The following is a 19,408-nucleotide window of genomic DNA, read 5'->3' as shown; positions in this document are numbered from 1 at the left end:
TGGTCCGACGGCTCAACTCGCCCGTCAGACCTCGTCGATGGCGGTGTTACGGCGCCGGGCGACGTAGACGGCGGCGGCGCCCGCGAAGGCGAGCGCGCCCGCCGCGCCGGTCAGCGCGCCGGTGGGAACCTCGGAGCCGGTGCTCGCGAGATTCCCCACGCCGCCCGCGGAGCCGCCGACGGTGCCGCCGCCCGCCGTGCCGCCGGTACCGCCCGTGGTGCCGGCGCCGCCGGTCGTACCGCCCGCGCTGCCGCCCGTACTGCCCGAGCCACCCGAACCGCCCGGAAGCTGGGCGTCGTCCGTGAGGGAGACGGCCGCGGTGACGGCGTCGAGCGCCTCGCCCGCCTGGTACATGCCGCCGAACGCCTTCGTGCCGTCCGCGGTGAGCGAGGCGGGTACGGCGTCCAGCGTGACGACGCCGTCCTCGGCCGCCAGGTCACCGGCGGGCAGGTCGAGCGTGGCGATGGCCAGGTCCTCGAAGGTGGAGACCTCGTGGGTCTCCCGGTCCTTGGTGCTGACGTCCGCGACGAGCGTGCCCTTGCCGTTCTCGACCTCGGCCTCCAGACCGCTGAGCTTGAGGTCGAGGATGTACGAGCCCGCCTCCTCGTGGCCCAGGAAGCGGACGGATCCTTTGAACTTCGCCGAGAGGGTCTGCGCGTCGGCGTCGAACGAGCCGGTGGCCTTGGGGAAGCGGTAGGCCTCGCCCGGCTGGGTCGCGCCGGCGGCGAGTTCGACCTTGCCCTTGGCGATGGGGCCCGTCACATACGTACGGAAGCTCTTCTTGACGCCCCAGTCGAGGTTGCCGTCGACGATCGCGCCGTCCACGACCGCCGGGTCCGTCGGCTCGTCCGTGGGCTGGTCGGTCGGCTCATCCGTCGGCTCGTCGGTGGGCTCATCGGTCGGCTCATCGGTCGGCTCATCCGTGGGGTCATCCGTAGGAGGCTTGGCCGCCGTCACGGAGAGGGTCGCCGGGTCCAGTTGCACGCCGGCGGCGTAGAAGCCCGCGAACGCCTCCGAGCCTTCGGCCGTGAGCTTGGCGGGGATGTCCTTGAAGACCATCGCGCCGTTCTCGCCCTGGCCCGGCTGGACCGCCGTCAGGTCCAGATCGGCGATCGGCACGTCCTCCTGCGTCGCGGACTCGCCCTCGGTCACGCTGGTGACGTCGGCGGTGATCTCCCCGGTCTCGCGGCCGGTGTTGACCTTCACATCGCTCAACTTGATGTCGAGGACGCCATGGTGACCCTCGAAGTGCACGCTTCCCTTGAAGGCGGTGGCGGTGGCGTGCGTGCCGGTGTCGTAGGTGCCCTTGCCGTCGGTGAAGGTGAACACCCCGTTGCCGGCTGCCTGGGTGGCACCGTCGGCGGCCGTGATCTTCCCGTTGGCGATGGGCGAGAGGAGGTACTTACGGAAGGACTCCTTGAAGCCCCACTCCAGGGTGCCGTCCTTCAGGTCGAGCTGCGGCGCGGCGGGGGCACCGGGCGCCGCGGGTGCGGCCGGGGCGCTGCCCGACGCGAACGCCGGGACGGCGAGCGCGGTGGCGCCGATGGCCACGACTGTGGCGACTGCCGCGGCAAGGGCTATGGGACGACGGGTGGCTGGCATGTTCGGGGCTCTCCTCGATGAGTGGGAACGCGCTGAAGGAGTGGGGGGTGGGGGGCCGGGGGAAGTCAGGTTCCGCCGGAGCCGGAGCCGGAGCCGGTGTCCGGGGCGCCGACAGAGTCGGCATCGGCATCGGTGCCGCCCGCCGTCGCGCCGCGGCGCCGTACGCCGACGTACACCGCCAGGGCGGCGGCGAGCAGCACGCCCGCGCCGATCCCCCCGTAGGTGAGGGCCTGGGAGGACGTGGAGGCGGACGCGGCATCGTCCGCCTCCGCCGGCTTGGTGGAATCGCCGGTCGCCGTACCGGACTTGGGCTCGGCGGATGCCTCGGTGTCGCTGCCCAGATCGGGGAGCGCGGGCAGCTTCGCCTTCTTGTCGACGGCGACGGCGAGTGAGACGGGGTCCATCGCGGTCCCCGCCTTGTAGAGGGAGCCGAAAGCCTTGGCCCCGGGCTCGGTGAGCGCGGCGGGCGCCTCGGTGAGCGCGGCGAGGCCGTTCTTCGGTGTGAGGTCCGCGGCGGCAAAGGTGACCAGCGGGACGGCCTTGGCCGGCGCCTCGCCCTCGCTCGCGACATCGGCGGCCAGGGTGCCCTTCCCGCCCTTCACCTGGACGCTGATACCGCTCAGCGTCAGGTCCAGCTGGTCTCCGGTGAAGGAGACGCTGCCCGCGAAGTCGGCGTCGAGCGTCTGCTTCTTCGCGTCGTACGTCCCCTTGCCCTTCGGGAAACGGAAGAGCGCGCCGCCGTCCTGGGCCCCGCCGTCGAGCGTCCAGCGGCCGCCCGCGATGGGGCCGGTGACGTACTCACGGAAGGTACGGCGTACGCCCCAGTCGACGGCCGCGTCCTCCAGAGCGCCCTTCGCCCGCTCGTCCTCGGCCCCGTCCTTGTCCGGGTCCGTGCCCTTGTCCGTCTCGCCCGGCTTCGGCGCGGGCTTCTGCGCCGGGTTCTTCGCGGCGGCCACGTCCACGGAGAGGCTGACCGGATCGAGCGGCGTGCCCGCCGTGTAGTAGCCGGCGAAGGCGGTGGCGCCCTGTGCGGTGAGCGTCGAGGGGACGTTGCCGAGTGCGACCGGGCTGCCGCCGCCCCTCATGTCGATCCCGCCGAGATCGAGTGTGGCGAGCGGGACCTGCGACGACGTGGTGACCTTGCCGCTTCCCTTGGCCTTGCTGGTCATGTCGGCGTGCAGGGTGCCCCGGCCGCCGGAGATACGGACCGTGGGCCGGCTGATGGTGAGGTCCAGCTCGTGCGTTCCGTCGGGCTTGGTGTGGCCGACGAAGCGGACGCCGCCGCTGAATCCGGCGCTCAGCGCGCCGCTGTCGGGGTCGTACGTCCCCGAGGCGGAGTGGAAGCGGAACTGACTGCCGCCCACGGTCGCCGCGCCCCTGGTCAGGCTCCAACTGCCGCCCGCGATGGGCCCGGTGACATAGCTCTGGAAGGAGGACTTGATGCCCCAGTCGAGCCTGCCGCCCCGCACGGTGCGGTCCGCCGCGTGAGCCGTGGCCGCCGGGAGCAGAGCCCCGACGAGCGCGGCGAGAAGCGCGACGGCGAGAAGGCGCACCGGTCTGGACGACAGCATGGAGATCACTCCTCCGTAGGAGACGACGGCGGCCCTGGGCACGCCGAAAAAGCCCGGTTGAGACACCCCGGACCTGGTAAGCAAGGTAAGGCTAACCTAAGCTATCTCCAGCCCGGTTCGGAACCCTTCCGCCCCGGGCGCCTCAACAGGACCCCACACAACGACGGGACGGTGCACTCCGTGCGCACTCAACGCCTGGCGGGCGCAGTCATCTCGGTGCTGACCCTCGCCCTGCTCGCCACCGGCTGCGGCGGAAGCGGTAGCAGCGGTAGCGGCGGGACCGCGAAGGGCGCCGGGGCGACCGCCACCGCCGACCGGGTCGAGCCGCTGGCCACCGTCCCCGAGCCCCGGCTGCCGGTCACCGTGGACTCCGCCGACGGCACGAAGGTCACCGTCACCTCCGCCGACCGGCTCGTCCCCCTCACCGGTTCGCTCAACGAGATCGTCTTCACCCTCGGGCTCGGCGAGCACGTCGTGGCCCGCGACATCACCGCCACCTTCGAACAGGCCGGTGAACTGCCCGTGGTGACCCGCGCGCACGACGTCTCGGCCGAGAGCGTCCTCTCTCTCAAGCCGACACTCGTCATCGCCGAGACCACCACGGGACCGGCCGAGGCCGTCGACCAGATACGGGACGCCGGGATCCCCCTGCTCGTCGTGGCGCCCGCGAAGGGCCTGGACGACGTCGGCAGGCGCATCACGACGGTGGCGCACGCGCTGGGCGTTGACGCGGCGGGCGAGGAGTTGAGCGCGCGTACGGCCGAACGGATCGCCGCCGTACAGAAGCGGATCCCGGCACCCGCCGACGGCGCGAAGCCGCGCGTCGCCTTCCTCTATCTGCGTGGCTCGGCGTCCGTCTATCTGCTGGGCGGCCGTGATTCCGGGGTGAGTTCGCTGCTGGAGGCGGCCGGCGCCGTCGACGCGGGCAAGGAGTCCGGCCTGGACAAGGACTTCACCGCGATCACCAGCGAGGCGCTGGCGAAGGCCGCGCCCGACGCGATCCTCCTGATGACCAAGGGACTTGAATCGGTGGGCGGTCCCGACGGTCTGGTGAAGATCCCGGGCGTCGCCGAGACACCCGCCGGGCTCGACCGCCGGTTCGTCTCCGTCGACGACGGCGTACTGCTCAACTACGGGCCCCGTACGGACCAGGTGCTCGCGTCCCTGGTCGAGCAGCTCTACCCGGACGGCGAGTGACATGACGGCCACGCCCACGGTGACCGCCGGGCCGCCGGACACCGCCCCGTCCGGGGCCACTTCGAAGGAGCGGCCCGGGCGGCGCGGGAGAACCTGGCTGTTGACGGCCGGGCTGCTCGGTGTGCTGCTCGTGCTCTGTCTGCTCTCCGCCGGGCTCGGCGCGTACGACATCCCCCTCGGCGACGTCCTCTCCTCCGTCCTGCACCGGACCGGTCTCGGTGGCACCGCGCTCGAACGGGTCCCCGAGAGCGTCCTGTGGAACGTCCGGCTGCCGCGCGTCGTCCTCGCGCTGCTCGTCGGCGCCTCGCTGGGCTGTGCGGGCGCCCTGATGCAGGGCGTGTTCGGCAATCCGCTCGCCGAGCCCGGGGTCATCGGCATCTCCGCCGGCGCGGCGGTCGGCGCCGTCGCGTCGATCGCGCTCGGCCTGAGCTTCTTCGGCAACTGGACGGTCACCGTCTGCGCGTTCGTCTCCGGGCTGGTGACGGTGCTCCTCGTGTACGCGATGTCCCGCTCCGGCGGCCGTACGGAGGTGGTCACGCTCATCCTCACCGGCATCGCGGTGAACGCCTTCTCGGGCGCGCTCATCGGACTGTCCATCTTCTTCGCCGACAACGCGCAGATCAGCCAGATCACCTTCTGGCAGCTCGGCTCGCTGGCCCAGGCGACCTGGCCCAAGGTGCTCGCCGTACTGCCGTGCGCGCTCCTCGGTCTGGCCGTCGCGCCTTTCTACGCACGGAAGTTGGACCTCCTCGCGCTGGGCGAACGGCCGGCCAGGCATCTGGGCGTGGATGTCGAACGGCTGCGGATCGTCCTGGTCCTGGTCGTGGCACTCCTGACGGCCGCCGCCGTGGCGGTCGCGGGGATCATCACCTTCGTCGGCCTGCTGGTCCCGCATCTCCTGCGGATGGTGAACGGCCCCGGCCACCGCTTCCTGGTGCCGGGCAGCGCGCTCGGAGGCGCGCTGGTCCTGGTGGCGGGCGACCTGGCGGCCCGCACGGTGGCGGCCCCGGCCGAACTGCCCCTGGGTGTCCTGACAGCTCTCTTCGGCAGTCCGTTCTTCTTCCTGCTGCTGCGCAGGACCCGCCGCAGGCAAGGGGGTTGGGCATGAGAACCGGCACCGTCGTGAAGGCCGCGGCGCACCGCGTGGTGCGGAATCTGTTCCCCGTACGGGGCCGGGAATCGCCCGCGCCCTTCGCGCCCGGGGACGTCGTGGCCGAGGCACGGGACCTGCGGATACGGCTCGGGGGCCGCGACGTGCTCGGCGGTACCGACGGCGGGGTCGACCTCGTCGTACGCGCCGGTGAGGTGCTCGCTCTCGTCGGGCCGAACGGGGCCGGCAAGTCGACGCTCCTCGCCGCCCTCGCGGCCGATCTGCCTCCCGACCCCGCCACCGGCGGTGGCGTACGGATCGCCGGCCGCGCCGCCCATGACTGGTCCGCGCCCGAACTCGCCCTGCGGCGGGCCGTGTTGCCGCAGGCGGCCACGCTCTCCTTCCCCTTCCCCGTGGAGGACGTCGTCCGGATGGGCCGCGCCCCCTGGGCGGGCACGGCGTCGGAGGAGGACGACGACGCGGCCGTGGCCGAGGCGATGGCGGCCACGGAGGTGGGCGAGTTCGCCCGGCGCCCCTTCTCCGCCCTCTCCGGCGGCGAACGCGCCCGTGTCGCGCTCGCCCGGGTGCTCGCCCAGCGCGCCCCGCTGCTCCTGCTCGACGAGCCGACCGCCGCACTCGACCTGCGCCACCAGGAGTTGGTGCTGCGCGTCTGCCGGGCCCGCGCGGCGGCCGGTGACGCCGTCGTCGTCGTGCTGCACGACCTCGGGCTGGCCGCCGCGCACGCCGACCGGGCCGCCGTCCTGCACGAGGGACGGATCGCGGCGGAGGGCCCGCCGGCGGACGTGTTCGGCGGTCAACTCCTCAGCCGGGTCTACCGACAGCCCGTCGAGGTCTTCCCGCACCCGCGCACCGGGACCCCGCTCGTGGTGCCGGTGCGGACCGGTAGGGTTCGGACGGTCAGTGGGGGTCACGGAGCAGAAGGCGACCGATGAGAAGGCCGATTCGGGCAGCGGGACTCGCGATGGTGATGTCGCTGCTCGCGAGTGGGTGTATGACGGTCCACGGTGAACTGGCCGTGCTGCCAGGTGCGAAGAAGTCCGAGGCGGCCCAGGCCCTCGCGGATTTCACCGAGGCGTACAACAAGGCCGACAAGGCGTACGACCCCGGCCTGGACGCCGGCCGGGTCACCGGTGCGCTGGGCGCGATCAACCAGGCCGGGCTCAAGGCCAGAAGCATCACCGACCCCGACGGCAACGACCGGCACCAGCCGCTGGAGCTGACCGACGCCAAGTTCCTCATCCCCAAGAAGGCGGGCTGGCCGCGCTGGTTCGTCGCCGACACCGACAGCAACCGCGACAAGGACGACGGCCCCGGCGACAACCGCTGGGTCCTGGTCTTCGTACGCAACGGCGCCGACCAGCTGTGGGAGGTCGCCTATCTCGCGATCCTCACGCCGGACGAGTTCCCGGAGTTCAAGACCGACAAGGACGGCTTCGTCGAACCGGCCCCCGCCGACAGCGAGTCACCGGCGGTCGCCCCCGGAGACGTGGGCGCCGAGTACATCTCGTACTTGAAGGACGGCGAGCCCGAGCACTTCGCGCCGGGACCGCACACCGACGAGTGGCGGGACATCCGCGCGAAGAACGCCAAGCTGCCCGGTCTCACCATCCAGTACAGCGATCAGCGCCTGGACACCGGGGACTTCGCGCCTCTCGCCCTCGCCACGAAGGACGGCGGCGCGCTCGTCTTCTTCGCGATCAAGTACTTCGACCGGCAGACGGCCGCCGAGGGCTTCACCCCGACCGTGAGCGCCGACGTGAAGGCGCTGATGACCGGTGAGGTGAAGGACACTCTCACCAAGGAGTGGGTGTCGAGCCAGGCGGCGCTGGTGAAGCCGGGCGGGGCCGAGGCGGACCGGATAGACGTGGTGAGCAGGCTGCAAGGGGTGATAGGGGCCGAAGGCTCCTGACACCCCCCGCAGGGGGACGCCCCGCAGGGGGACGCCCCGCAGAACACAGGCGGGCGAGCGCGGACCGTCGTCCGACGGCGGTCCGGTCCGGCTCGGGTGGTCAGCGGCCGAGCGGCCAGGCCACCGGGTCCAGCTCCTGGTTCTCGCCCGCGTACCGCGCGCACGCGTCGGTCAGCGACTCCAGCAGCGTCAGCGGGTCCGGCAGCGGATGCTCGGGGCCGCGCAGCCAGGTCATCGACAGCTCGCCGGGCAGCCTCGCCGGCGGTACGAGGACGTAACTGCCCCGGCAGTGCCAGCGGAAGCCGGGATGCTCGTCCATCGTCTCGGGGTGGCAGTCCAGTTCACAGGGCCACCACTCGTCCTCGTCCTCGGGCGTGCCCCGGGTGGCGGTGAAGAAGAGCATCCGGTCGCCGCCCGAATCGGCCACAGGACCGACGTCGATCCCCGCGCCGAGCAGCCGCTCCAGTGCCATGCGGCCCGCCTCCAGCGGGACGTCGAGGACGTCGTGGACCAGACCGGTCGCCGTGATGAAGTTGGCCTCGGGCTGGTTCCTGGCCCAGCGTTCGATCTGGGCCTCGTCGGTCGTGGACTGTGTCTGCCAGGCGAAGGAGATGGGATGTCTGGCGGGGGTGGGACAGCCGATGCGTTCGCACGAACATCGGTAGCCGATGGGGTGCGCGGCGGGCGAGACGGGCATACCGGCGGCGGCCACCGCGAGGAGCAGTGCCAGGCGGGCGTCGGGGTCCTGGGCGGACGCCGGACCGTCATCGGTCTTTCTGGCGAGTCGGCGCAGCCACTGGGAAACCCTGCCCTCAGTGCCGCGGTAGCGGCCGAAATCGTCGCCCATCTATCCCCTCACCTCATGCATCGGCCCTCTCGGACTCTTCCATGTTCGCACCATCCTGCGCCTCGGGGGGCCGCACTCCTCAACCGGGGTGGGCGGGCGGATGCCCATCACCGGGCGCCATCCCAGGCTATTTCGGGAAATCAGCCACCGATGCGGGCGATGGGTGCCGGTGGTGTTCGACACATTCGGCCTGGCAGGGAACTCACCCCGTACGGGTCGAAAATCCGGTACGGCCCGATACGGCACTGAGTGCCGCGAGACGCCCGACCAGGGCCGACGGAGCCGATGAGGCCGAGAGAACCGACGGGGCCGATGGACCGGTCGGGCTACTGATCCGATGACCTCGGCGCCAGTCCGCCGAGCGCGTAGTCGACCAGCGAGTCCGCGTACTCGTGGGTGAGCGGCAGCGTCCGCAGCAGCCAGCGGTGCAGGATCGGGCCGGTGAGCAGCTCCATCGCGGTGCGCGGGTCGATGTCGTCGCGTACGGTCCCCGCCTCCTGCGCGGCCCGCAGCCTCCGTACGTAGAGGGCGGCTTGCGGCTCCAGGAGCTTCTCCGCGTACTGGGCGCCGATCGCCGCGTCCACGATGCCCTCGGCGGCGAGCGCGCGGATCGGCGCCTCGAACCTCGGATCGTTCAGCTCGTCGACCGTGGCGCGCAGCACCGGCTTGAGGTCCGCCGCGAGATCGCCGGTGTCCGGGATCTCGTACGCGCCGGCGCCGCCGCCGGCCGCCTCGGCGGCCTGTTCGCCCAGGTCGAGGAAGGCTTCGAGGAGTACGGCTGCCTTCGACGGCCACCAGCGGTAGATCGTCTGTTTGCCGACGCCCGCGCGGGCCGCGATGCCCTCGATCGTCGTCTTCGCGTAGCCGGCCTCGCCCACCAGGGACAGGGCGGCGGCGTAGATCGCGCGGCGCGACCTCTCGCTGCGGCGGGTGGAGTCCGGTGCCTTGCTCTCAGCCATTCCGTCAGCCTACCAGGAAGGCGAGACGCACCGTCTCGCCCGATGAACCACCCGAACGGATCACTGTGCGAACGCCCTTTCCGGGCGGACCATGGGGCGACGCACACACCCCGTGCGATCCCATCGTTCGTGAGGAGCCCTCGTTGCCTCGTGACGCCTCGCCCCGGCGCTATCTGATGTGCCCACCGGCGCATTTCAGAGTGACGTACTCGATCAACCCGTGGATGGATCCGTCGAAACCGGTGGACATTCCGCTGGCCCTCGCGCAGTGGGAGGTGCTCCGCGACCGCTACCGCGCTCTCGGTCACACCGTCTCCCTGCTCGAACCCCGGCCCGACCTGCCCGACATGGTGTACGCGGCCAACGGCGCGACCGTCATCGACGGCCGTGTGCTCGGCGCGCGGTTCGCGCATCCCGAGCGCACGCGGGAGGCGGAGGCGCATCTGACCTGGTTCCGCGCGCGCGGCTTCACCGAGATCCATGAGCCGGCGCACATCAACGAGGGCGAGGGCGACTTCGCCGTCACCGGCTCGTACATCCTGGCCGGGCGCGGCTTCCGGTCCAGTCCGCTCTCGCACGACGAGGCACAGGAGTTCTTCGGCCGGCCGGTGATCGGTCTCGATCTGGTCGATCCGCGCTACTACCACCTGGACACCGCGCTCTGTGTCCTGGACGACGCGGCCGACGACGTCATGTACTACCCCGGCGCGTTCTCGCCGGGCAGCCGGGCCGTCCTCGCCCGGCTCTTCCCGGACGCGCTCATCGCGGAGGAGACGGACGCGGCGGCCCTCGGGCTCAACGCCGTGAGCGACGGCCGCCATGTGCTGCTGCCGCAGGCGGCGGCCGGTCTCTTCGCACCGCTCAGACGCCGGGGTTACGAGCCGATCGCCATGGACCTGGGCGAGCTGCTCAAGGGCGGCGGCAGCGTGAAGTGCTGCACGCAGGAGCTGCGTCCGGAACAAGAGCTGGACGTACGGCGGGAGTTGCTGCTCTCAGCCTGATTCGGGCGCGTGACCCGGAGCGTTGTCCGGCGCGCTCTCCGGCGCGTCGTGGGGCGGCCAGGCGTCGCCCCACGACGCGTCGCGCGCGGCCCGGTACAGCGGCCCGTGCCGCTTGCTCACCGTCTCGCGCCGCAGTCCGTCGCTCTCCGTACAGAGGTCGAGCAGCATCTGCCCCTTGCGGGTCTGCGGCTTGCGGGTCACCCGCGCCCGTACCGGCTCCGCGTCGAAGCGCACCGCCGCCACGTAGCTGAACTTCTCGTCCTCGTACGCCAGCGAGCCCCCCTTCACCTGCCGGTGCAGCGAAGACCGGCTGACGCGGGCGGCGAAGTGGCACCAGTCCGTGCCGGGTTCGATGGGGCAGGCGCCGCTGTGCGGGCAGGGCGCCGCGACGCGCAGGCCCGCCGCGATGAGCAGGTCGCGGGCCTCGATGACGCGTGCGTACCCGTCGGGCGTCCCCGGCTCCACGATCACCACGGCCTGTCCGGCGCGCGCGGCCTCGGCGACGAGGGCGCCGCGGTCGGTGCCGGTCAGTTCCCCCAGGACGTACGAGACGGTGACGAGGTCGCACTCGGGGAGTTTCAGGCCCGTGCCGATCCTGGTCCGGCGCCACTCGGCGTCGCGCAGCGCGGGCACCGGCGACCCGGCTGCCAGCTCGCGGCCGAGGGCGAGCGCGGGTTCGGCCCAGTCCAGCACGCTCGTCGTACGCCCGCCGCCGTCGTCCCCCTCACCGTCCGGCCAGGTCGCCTCGGTCGCCCACACCGCCGCCCCCGTGCCCCCGCCGACGTCCACGTGGCTGCCCGGCGCCCACCCGGGCGCGGCGTCGGCGAGCGCGTCGAGCGCGGACCGTACGGCCTCGAAGGTGGCCGGCATCCGGTAGGCGGCGTAGGCGGCGACGTCGGAGCGGTCACGCAGGAGCGGTGTGCCGGTCGGGGTGGCTCCCCGGTAGTTGGCGATCAGCCGCTCGACGGCCTGGGCGGCCTTGCTGGGCGGCAGTCCGTCGAGCAGTCCCGCGAGGGCGGCGCGGAGGACGTCGGCGGTGCGGAGGGAGGCGTTCACCGCCGAAATTGTAGGCGCCCCGGGTGTGGCCTGAATCCGCCTGTCCGACAGTCGGCCGCCACGTAACGGGCACGGAATCGTGGCGGCACCGAACTGCGGCGGGTACCGACCCAGTTGCTACGCTGACCGCCGTTGCCGCTCCATCGCCACACCGTGCTCGCGGGGGGACCAATTGCCGTTTTACCGTGCGCACGGTCTGACGCCGATGTCCTTGATGACCAAGCGGCAGAAGATCGTGCGCGTCACTCTCATCGCCGGGGTGCTGATCCTGGTGATGCTGCTCGTCCTCGCCAGCTGCGGAGGCACCAAGGACGACGACGCCAAGCCCCGCAAGCCGGTGCCGAGTTCGGGTCCCGAGACACAGCTGAACGTGCCCGACGCCTACAACACCCGGCGCGGCTGGGAGATCGAGGACGTGTCACCGCAGTACGCGGTCGCCTCCGCCAACGGTCTCGTCGCGTATCTGGCGCGGGCCGACGACGGCCGGTACCAGCTGCGCACCCAGTACACCGAGACGGGGAAGGCCGGCTGGTCGGGCCAGGCGTGGCGGCCCCTGGCGCCGGTGGACCGCTATCCCAGGCTGCTCGCGGTGACCAAGGGCGACAAGCAGTACTTCGTGACCTGGTCGTACGGGCGCCTCGGCGAGTACGCGCTGGCCTCGGCCGACTCGCTCGTCTCCCTCGACGTGTACGACGCGGCCACCGGTGAACAGCGGCGCGTCGAGGTGCCCTGGACGGACGCGCCGACCGTCACGGGCACCGGCCCCGGCATTCTGATCAGCGACGGCAAGGCTGTCAGCGCGGTCGTCGACCCGTCGACCGGCGAGGTGTCCAGGACGGCGCCGGGCTCGCTCGGCTTCCCGAAGGACTGCCCGGACTGCAAGAAGCTCACCGAGGTACGCGGCGTGACCGCGAACGGCCTGCTGGTGAGCGGCGCGAAGGAGTTCTGGGTACGGGGCGGCTGGTTCAGCCGGAAGGTCGCGCCGAAGGGCACCGAGCCGAAGTCCGGAGTGCCCGCGTCCATGTCGGCCGGACATGTGCTGGCCAAGTGGCAGAAGAAGAAGGGCGCGAAGGACGCGGCCACGCACGAGATGTGGGTGGTGCACGCCCTGGACACCGGCAAGATGGTGGCGCAGGTGCGGTGCCGTAAGCCCGCTATCAATCCGGGCGCCGATCCGCAGCTCGTCTCCTCCCCCGACGGCCGCTATCTCATCGCGGGCAGGCTCGCTTTCGACCTGGACGAGAAGAAGGCGTTCTGCTTCGAGGAGTCGGACGGCACGAGGCCGCTGACGCTGACGTCGGTGACGGACACGGGCGTGGCGTACGGGGCGACGAGCGCCCGTACCGTGACGGACGCCCTGTCCGGCGGCGGCAATCCCGTACAGGTGAGTCTCACCACCGGTGAGCCCGAGCCGCTGCCGCTCAATGTGCGGCTGCCGAGCGGGGACGCGAACGGGGTGGGGCTGTTCCGCTGGACGGACCCCGGCGACCGTCCGCATCTGATCGCCTACTTGCGGCGCGACGAGGACTGAGAGCACAGCGTCAGGAAGCAGACCAGCGCCCCGGCGCCGCACACCACCTGTACGACGGCCATCGGCACCGCCGTCTCCTCGCCCGCGATCCCGACGAGCGGTGAGGCGATGGCGCCGATCAGGAACGACGCCGTACCGATGAGGGCCGACGCCGACCCGGCGGCGTGCGGGGTCCGCATCAGCGCGAGGGCGTTCGTGTTGGGCATCGCCAGTCCCATGGCCGACATCAGCACGAACAGCCCGGCCGCGACGGGGACGAGGCCGGGCTCGCCGAACACCCCGCTCGTCATCACCAGCAGCGCGGCCCCGGCGAGCGTGATGACGACGAGGCCGAGGCCCAGCACCTTCTCCATGCTGACCCGGCCGACCAGCAGCCGGCCGTTGATCTGCCCGACGGTGATCAGACCGATGGAGTTGACGCCGAAGAGCAGGCTGTACGTCTGCGGCGAGGCACCGTAGATCTCCTGCACCACGAACGGCGAGGCCGCGATGTACGCGAACAGAGCCGCGAAGGCGAGCCCGCCCGCCAGCATGTAGCCGGTGAAGACGCGGTCGGCGAGCAGCCCCCGCATCGTGCCGAGCGCTTCGCCGACGCCGCCGCTGTGGCGCTTCCCGGGCGGCAGCGTCTCGTGCAGCCATTTCACGACGACGAGGGTCAGCGCGATGCCGACGACGGTGAGGACGACGAAGATGCCGCGCCAGTCGGTGACCTGGAGCACCTGGCCGCCGATCACCGGGGCGATGACCGGCGCGACGCCGGAGATCAGCATCAGGGTGGAGAAGAAACGGGCCATCTCGACGCCGTCGTAGAGGTCACGCACGACGGCGCGGGCGATCACGATGCCCGCCGCGCCCGCCAGCCCCTGGAGAAGCCGGAAGCCGATGAGCAGTTCGACGGTGGGGGCCAGGGCGCAGATCGCGGTGGCGAAGACGTACACGACCATGCCGAGCAGCAGGGGCTTCCGCCGTCCCCACTTGTCACTCATCGGCCCCACGACGAGCTGGCCGAGGGCCATACCCGTCAGACAGGCGGTGAGGGTGAGCTGCGCGGTGGCCGCCGACGAGTCGAGGACGCGGGTGACGGCGGGCAGCGCCGGGAGGTACATGTCCATCGACAGCGGCGGGAGTGCGGTGAGTCCGCCAAGAACGAGAGTGACGATGAGGCCGGCGCGTCGCGCGGCGGGGATGTCGACGCCGGTGTCGCTCCCCGTCGCGGCCGGAGAGCTGGGTATGTGTCCTTCATGTGCGCGTGTGCTCTGGCCGCCGTCCGGCATTCATATCTCCATGTAGTTGAAACCCTCCCTATGCTCTCAGCTCTGGCCGAGTGGTCGGGACCTTTTTTGTGTAAGGGGCATATATGACGGCGGAACAAGACAGAAATGGCGTGGTCGCCGCCGGTGACGGCGCGATCCGGTGGGGCGTTCTCGCCACGGGCGGCATAGCCGGGAGGTTCACCGCGGACGTACGGAGCATGGCGGGCGCCGAGGTCGTCGCGGTGGCCTCCCGGAGCGAGGCGTCGGCGAAGGCGTTCGCCGACCGCTTCGACATCCCCCGGGCGTACGGCGACTGGGCCGGGCTCGTCGCCGATCCGGACGTGGACGTGGTGTACGTCGCGACGCCACACTCCGCGCACCGTGCCGCGGCGGGGCTCGCCCTCGAAGCGGGGAAGCCGGTGCTGTGCGAGAAGGCGTTCACGCTCAACTCGCGCGAGGCACGGGAGCTGGTGGCGCTCGCGGGTGAGCGGGGTCTCTTCCTGATGGAGGCCATGTGGATGTACTGCAGCCCGGTGATCCGGCGGATGACGGAGCTGATCGCGGACGGGGCGATCGGTGAAGTCCGCACGGTGCAGGCCGACTTCGGGCTCCAGGGTCCCTTCGGTCCCGAGCACCGGCTGCGCGATCCCGCGCTCGGTGGCGGTGCGCTGCTGGACCTCGGGGTCTACCCGGTGTCGTTCGCGCAGCTGATTCTGGGCGAGCCCGACCGCGTACAGGCCGACGCGCTTCTCTCGCCCGAGGGGGTGGATCTGAACACGGGGATGCTTCTGGGCTGGGAGTCGGGGGCGACCGCTCTGCTCAGCTGCTCGGTGACCGCCGCGACGGGGACGACCGCGACGGTCACCGGCACGGCGGGCCGGATCGAGCTGCCGAGCGGGTTCTTCGCGCCGGAGACATTCGTACTGCACCGGGACGGGCGGGAGCCCGAACAGCACTCTGTGGAGAGCGGGTTGACGGGGATGCAGCACGAGGCGGCCGAGGTGACGCGGTGCCTGCGGGCCGGGGAGACGGAGTCGCCGCTGGTGCCGCTGGAGGGCAGCCTGGCGGTGATGCGGACGCTGGACGCGGCACGGGAGCGGGTCGGGGTCCGCTACCCGGTGGACGAGGTGGCCTGAGGGGGCGTGGGCGGGTGGGGCGCGGGCGGCCGGCGCTCCGGCATATGACACAGAGCGGATAATGCCGGAGAAATCCGGGCCTATTGTCCGGTTATGGGTTATCTTATTCGCCGCGACTGGTGGGGAGCCTCGCTCTCTCCGGCGCCTGGCCGCCGGTTCCGTCGGCCGTCGCACCGGCACGCAGCGTGGCGTGCCCGCCGCCACCGGCAGGAGGAAGCGCCATGCGGCAGCCCGCCGACCCCAGCAGCGGCCCCGGCACCGGCCTCGGCGGCCTGGACGGACTGATGACAGCGGTGATGCGCGACACCGGCGCGTCGATCGGCCTGCTCTATCTGTTCCCGCCCGGGGACGGGGTGTTGTGGCTGACGCTGGTGTCCGGCGTGTCACCGCGGGTCGCCGCGCCGTATGCCCGTGCCCCGCTGGACATCTCCAGTCCCGTCGTGGACGCCGTTCAGCGACGGAGTCCGGTGTGGCTGGGCAGTCAGGGCGAGATGTCCAGCCGCTACCCGCAGTTGGGCGTCGTCGTGCCGTACGACTTCATGCTCGCCGCGCTGCCGGTGGCGAGCAGAAGCCGGGTGTGGGGCGGGATCGCACTGCTGTGGCCCATCGGGCACCCGCCGAGGCTCCGTCCTCGCGACAACGAGGCGATCTCCGCCTTCTGCCGGAAGGCCGCAGGGCTGCTGGAGCGGTCCCACGACCAGGGCCGGCCGCTGCTGCCCCCGCGAGAGCCGCTGCTGCTGCCCACGGCACTGGGCCATCCCGATCCCGTCCGTGCCACGGCCGCGCTCCGCTTCACCGAGCGCCTTCCCGTCGGCTGCTGCGAACTCGACCTCGACGGCAAGGTCACCTTCATCAATCCCGCCGGGGCCGACCTCGTGGGCGTCGGTCCCCTCGCTCTGGTGGGCAACTACCCCTGGGAAGTGCTGCACTGGCTGAACGGTCCGGTGTTCGAGGACCGCTACCGGTTCGCGGTGATCACCCGCCAGTCGACGTCGTTCACCGCCGTCCGCCCGCCGGACACCCCGCTTCTCTTCGAGCTGTATCCCGGCGGCAGCGGTATCAGCGTGCACATCACGGCCGTCGACGAGCAGGAAGTCGGGTCGGCGGCCAGGCAGGAGCACGTCACCTCCCGCGAGGCCCCGGCGGAGGGCGAAGCGGTCGGTGCGATGGGGCTCTACCACCTGACGCACATGTCGGCCGTACTCGCCGAGGCCGTGGGTGTCCAGGACGTGGTCGATCTCGCCGCCGACCAGATCGTGCCCGGCTTCGGCGCGCAGGGCCTGGTTATCCTGATCGTGGAGGAAGGCCGGCTGCGCGCCATCGGTCAGCGCGGCTACAGCACCGAGTTCATCGACCGCATCGACGGCGCGCCCCTGACCTTCCGCAGCCCGGCCACGCGCGCCCTCGCGACCGACGCCCCCGCCTTCTTTCCCACCTTCGAGGACTTCCTGCGCGACTACCCCGACGCGCCCCGCTACCAGAACAGAAGCGCCTGGGCCTTTCTGCCGCTCACCGCCTCCGGCCGCGCCATCGGCTCGCTCACGCTCTCCTACGACCGGCCCCGTGCCTTTCCTCCGGCCGAACGCGCCATTCTCACCTCACTGGCCGGGCTCATGGCCCAAGCCCTGGACCGCGCCAATCTCTACGACGCCAAGCACGCCCTCGCCCACGCCCTGCAGAACTCCCTGCTGCCCCGCGTACTGCCCCGCTTCCCCGGCCTGGACGTCGCCGCCCGCTATCTTCCGGCCGGTCACGGCGCGGACATCGGCGGCGACTTCTACGACCTGGTCCGCGGCAGGACCACGCTCACGGCCGCGATCGGCGACGTCCAGGGCCACAACCCCTCCGCCGCCGCCCTCATGGGGCAGGTCCGCACCGCCGTGCACGCCCATGCCAACACGGACACGCCTCCGGGGGAGCTGCTCGCCCGCACCAATGTGCTCCTCACCGACCTCGACGCCGGCCTGTTCACCAGTTGTCTGATCGTCCGCGTCGACCTCACCCACCACCGTCTGCACCTCGCGTCCGCCGGACACCCGCCGGCGCTGCTCCGCCACCCCGGCGGAGCCACCGAAGTCCTCCGCGTGCCGCCCGGACTGCTGCTCGGCATCGACCCCGGCGGCGAATACCCCACCGCCGAAATCCCTTTCCCGCCGGGCGCGGTGCTCGCCCTCTACACCGACGGGCTCGTGGAGATTCCGGGCACGGACATCGACGACAACACCGACGCTCTCGCCCTGCGCGTCGGGCAGGACCGGAGCCCGGACCTCGACCAGCTCGCCGACGCCCTCATCCGCCATGCCGAACACTCCGCCCCCCGGCTGGACGACATCGCTCTTCTGCTGCTTCGCCGGGAAGCCGGCACCTGACCCTGCCCGTCGGACGGCGGGCAGGGCCGGTGCGGGTGCCGGTGAGGCGGGGCGTCAGACGGGCTTGAGGCCCGGGTCGCCCGCCTCGGTCACGAAGGACGCGGCCGTCGAGAGGGGCGCGCCGGGCGTGGTGACGGCGGACACCGTCTTGAAGTCGACCCGCGCCTGCCGCGTGCCGAGCGTGACGGTCACATAGCCGCGCCGCCCGTTGTAGAACTTCATGTGCGGGTTGGCGGCGGTGAGGTTGTCCCAGTTGGCGGGCTTGTCCGCGCCGTCCTTCCCGCTGGCGATGGAGGTGGCGACGACCTCGGTGCCGACGGTGCGGGACGCGGGGTCGTTGAAGTCGGCCTTGAGATCGAAGCCGTAACCGACGTGCACATCGCCGGTGAGCACCATCAGGTTGTCGAGGCCGGCCGCGTCGGCGCCGTCCAGGACGCGCTTGCGGGAGGCCGGGTAGCCGTCCCAACCGTCCATCGACAGCTTGAAGTTGTCCCCGGGCACATCGCGGCGCTGCGCGAAGGTGACCTGCTGCGGCAGCAGGTTCCAGGTCGCGTTCGAGCTCTTCCAGCCGTTCAGCAGCCACCGCTCCTGCGTCTCGCCGGTCATCGTGCGCGTCGGGTCCTCGGACTCCGGGCCCGGGACCTGCCAGCCGTCCCCGTACGCCTGGTTGGAGCGGTACTGGCGGGTGTCGAGGATGTCGAACTGGGCGAGGCGCCCGAAGTGCAGCCGGCGGTAGAGCCGCATGTCCGGTCCTTCGGGCTGCTGCGGGGCGCGCAGCGGCTGGTTCTCCCAGTACGCGCGGTAGGCGGCGGCCCTGCGGAGCAGGAACTCCTCCGGCGGCACGTCGTTCTCGGGCGTCTCGTCCGCGTAGTTGTTCTCCGTCTCGTGGTCGTCCCACGTGACGATGAACGGGTGCGCGGCGTGCGCGGCCATCAGGTCCGGGTCGGACTTGTAGAGGCCGTACCGCAGCCGGTAGTCCTCCAGCGTGATGGTCTCGCGGTTGTAGTGCGCGGGCAGCCGCCGGTCGGTGTAGTTGCGGGCGCCGCCCACCGCCGAGACGGCGTACTCGTAGAGGTAGTCGCCGAGGTGGATGACGACGTCGAGGTCCTCGGCGGCCAGGTGCTTGTACGCGGTGAAGTAACCGTCGTGGTACGCCTGGCAGGAGACGGCGCCGAGCTTGAGCTCCCCGATGTTCGCGGAGCGCGCGGGGGCGGTACGGGTGCGGCCGACCGGGCTGATCCACGTGCCCGCGCGGAAGCGGTAGAAGTAGAAGCGGTCGGCGTCCAGACCGGGGACCTCGACATGGACGCTGTGGTCGAACTCGGGGTGGGCGGTGGTGGTTCCGCGTCTGACGACGCGGGTGAACCGCTCGTCGTGCGAGACCTCCCAGCGTACCGAGACCCTGGTCCGGGGCAGGCCGCTGTCGGGCTCGTACGGGCTGGGCGCGAGGCGGGTCCAGAGCAGTACGGAGGCGGGCTGCGGGTCGCCCGAGCCGACGCCGAGGGTGAAGGGGTCGCTCTTGATCTTCGAGGCGTCCAGCTCGGCGGCGCTCGCGGTGCCCGCCGTCGGCAGGTTGACGGCGAAGGCGAGTGCGGCGGCGGCGCCGGTGACGCTGAGGAAACGCCGGCGGCCGAGATGGGCCGCGGCGGCCCTCATCTCGGGCGAGTGCGCGGCGGCGTTGGCGTTGCCGGAGGTACCGGTGCGTGCGGGTGTCATCTGATGTGCCCCTCCCCTGACGGCTGCTGTCAGAGGAAGTGCAGCCGGGCGCGACGTCGGATCGTTGTCGGGTACACAACATCCGGGTGTCCGCCTGATGAGTTCCCCGTGCGCCCGTTATATGCCACCGCCCCGCGCGCCCCGGTCGCG

General features: G+C 71.7%; 15 protein-coding genes. 8 read left to right on the top strand and 7 right to left on the bottom strand.

The window, feature by feature from the left end:
- Positions 1-24: 24 nt before the first annotated feature.
- Positions 25-1,602 carry an HtaA domain-containing protein gene (locus OIE74_RS28195; RefSeq protein WP_329388487.1) on the bottom strand — a complete coding sequence of 526 codons (1,578 nt, stop codon included), beginning with the start codon at positions 1,600-1,602 and terminating at the stop codon, positions 25-27.
- Positions 1,603-1,667: 65 nt separating this feature from the next.
- On the bottom strand, positions 1,668-3,173 hold the full coding sequence (locus tag OIE74_RS28190; RefSeq protein WP_329388484.1) for an HtaA domain-containing protein: 1,506 nt from the start codon (positions 3,171-3,173) through the stop codon (positions 1,668-1,670).
- 180 nt (positions 3,174-3,353) lie between these two features.
- Here OIE74_RS28190 and OIE74_RS28185 point away from each other — a divergent pair, with 180 nt between their 5' ends.
- Genes OIE74_RS28185 through OIE74_RS28170 form a run of 4 tightly spaced genes read left to right on the top strand, consistent with a single transcriptional unit; the run spans position 3,354 to position 7,390 of the window.
- Positions 3,354-4,370 (top strand): heme/hemin ABC transporter substrate-binding protein, encoded by a 1,017-nt coding sequence (locus tag OIE74_RS28185; protein WP_329388482.1) that lies wholly within the window; start codon positions 3,354-3,356, stop codon positions 4,368-4,370.
- 1 nt (position 4,371) lies between these two features.
- Positions 4,372-5,478, top strand: a complete 1,107-nt coding sequence (locus OIE74_RS28180) for a FecCD family ABC transporter permease (RefSeq protein ID WP_329388479.1) — start codon at positions 4,372-4,374, stop codon at positions 5,476-5,478.
- A complete protein-coding gene (locus OIE74_RS28175) occupies positions 5,475-6,413 on the top strand; it encodes a heme ABC transporter ATP-binding protein (RefSeq protein ID WP_329388477.1) in 939 nt (312 codons plus the stop codon). The genes OIE74_RS28180 and OIE74_RS28175 overlap by 4 nt, the downstream gene beginning before the upstream one ends.
- Positions 6,410-7,390: a hypothetical protein gene (locus OIE74_RS28170; RefSeq protein WP_329388475.1), complete on the top strand. Its 981-nt coding sequence runs from the start codon at positions 6,410-6,412 to the stop codon at positions 7,388-7,390. The genes OIE74_RS28175 and OIE74_RS28170 overlap by 4 nt, the downstream gene beginning before the upstream one ends.
- A gap of 100 nt (positions 7,391-7,490) precedes the next feature.
- Here OIE74_RS28170 and OIE74_RS28165 read toward each other — a convergent pair whose 3' ends face one another.
- Both OIE74_RS28165 and OIE74_RS28160 read right to left on the bottom strand, forming a co-directional pair.
- Positions 7,491-8,237: a bifunctional DNA primase/polymerase gene (locus OIE74_RS28165; protein WP_329388473.1), complete on the bottom strand. Its 747-nt coding sequence runs from the start codon at positions 8,235-8,237 to the stop codon at positions 7,491-7,493.
- A gap of 326 nt (positions 8,238-8,563) precedes the next feature.
- Complete coding sequence (locus OIE74_RS28160; RefSeq protein WP_329388471.1) at positions 8,564-9,196, bottom strand: TetR/AcrR family transcriptional regulator; 633 nt, start codon at positions 9,194-9,196, stop codon at positions 8,564-8,566.
- A gap of 143 nt (positions 9,197-9,339) precedes the next feature.
- On the opposite strand from OIE74_RS28160, the gene ddaH reads away from it, so the two are divergent.
- The gene (gene ddaH / locus OIE74_RS28155; protein WP_329388468.1) at positions 9,340-10,197 is read left to right on the top strand and encodes a dimethylargininase; all 858 of its coding nucleotides are present in this window, start codon (positions 9,340-9,342) and stop codon (positions 10,195-10,197) included.
- On the opposite strand, the gene OIE74_RS28150 is transcribed toward ddaH, so the two are convergent.
- A complete protein-coding gene (locus OIE74_RS28150) occupies positions 10,189-11,253 on the bottom strand; it encodes a small ribosomal subunit Rsm22 family protein (protein WP_329388466.1) in 1,065 nt (354 codons plus the stop codon). The genes ddaH and OIE74_RS28150 overlap by 9 nt on opposite strands.
- Before the next feature lie 214 nt (positions 11,254-11,467).
- On the opposite strand from OIE74_RS28150, the gene OIE74_RS28145 reads away from it, so the two are divergent.
- Positions 11,468-12,784: a hypothetical protein gene (locus OIE74_RS28145; RefSeq protein ID WP_329388464.1), complete on the top strand. Its 1,317-nt coding sequence runs from the start codon at positions 11,468-11,470 to the stop codon at positions 12,782-12,784.
- Here OIE74_RS28145 and OIE74_RS28140 read toward each other — a convergent pair.
- Positions 12,760-14,058, bottom strand: a complete 1,299-nt coding sequence (locus OIE74_RS28140) for a multidrug effflux MFS transporter (RefSeq protein WP_329388462.1) — start codon at positions 14,056-14,058, stop codon at positions 12,760-12,762. The genes OIE74_RS28145 and OIE74_RS28140 overlap by 25 nt on opposite strands.
- Before the next feature lie 83 nt (positions 14,059-14,141).
- Here OIE74_RS28140 and OIE74_RS28135 point away from each other — a divergent pair, with 83 nt between their 5' ends.
- Both OIE74_RS28135 and OIE74_RS28130 read left to right on the top strand, forming a co-directional pair.
- Positions 14,142-15,173, top strand: coding sequence for a Gfo/Idh/MocA family protein (locus OIE74_RS28135; protein WP_329388460.1), 1,032 nt, complete (start codon positions 14,142-14,144; stop codon positions 15,171-15,173).
- A 221-nt stretch (positions 15,174-15,394) separates the two neighbouring features.
- Complete coding sequence (locus OIE74_RS28130; protein WP_329388457.1) at positions 15,395-17,542, top strand: SpoIIE family protein phosphatase; 2,148 nt, start codon at positions 15,395-15,397, stop codon at positions 17,540-17,542.
- A 54-nt stretch (positions 17,543-17,596) separates the two neighbouring features.
- Here OIE74_RS28130 and OIE74_RS28125 read toward each other — a convergent pair whose 3' ends face one another.
- Complete coding sequence (locus OIE74_RS28125) at positions 17,597-19,258, bottom strand: alkaline phosphatase D family protein (RefSeq protein WP_329388455.1); 1,662 nt, start codon at positions 19,256-19,258, stop codon at positions 17,597-17,599.
- Positions 19,259-19,408 lie beyond the last annotated feature (150 nt).

Origin of the sequence: Streptomyces sp. NBC_01716 (assembly GCF_036248275.1) — a bacterium.
Lineage (GTDB): Bacteria > Actinomycetota > Actinomycetes > Streptomycetales > Streptomycetaceae > Streptomyces.
Note: the sequence above shows the minus strand (reverse complement) of the source record. Positions and strands in the feature narration are given on the sequence as shown.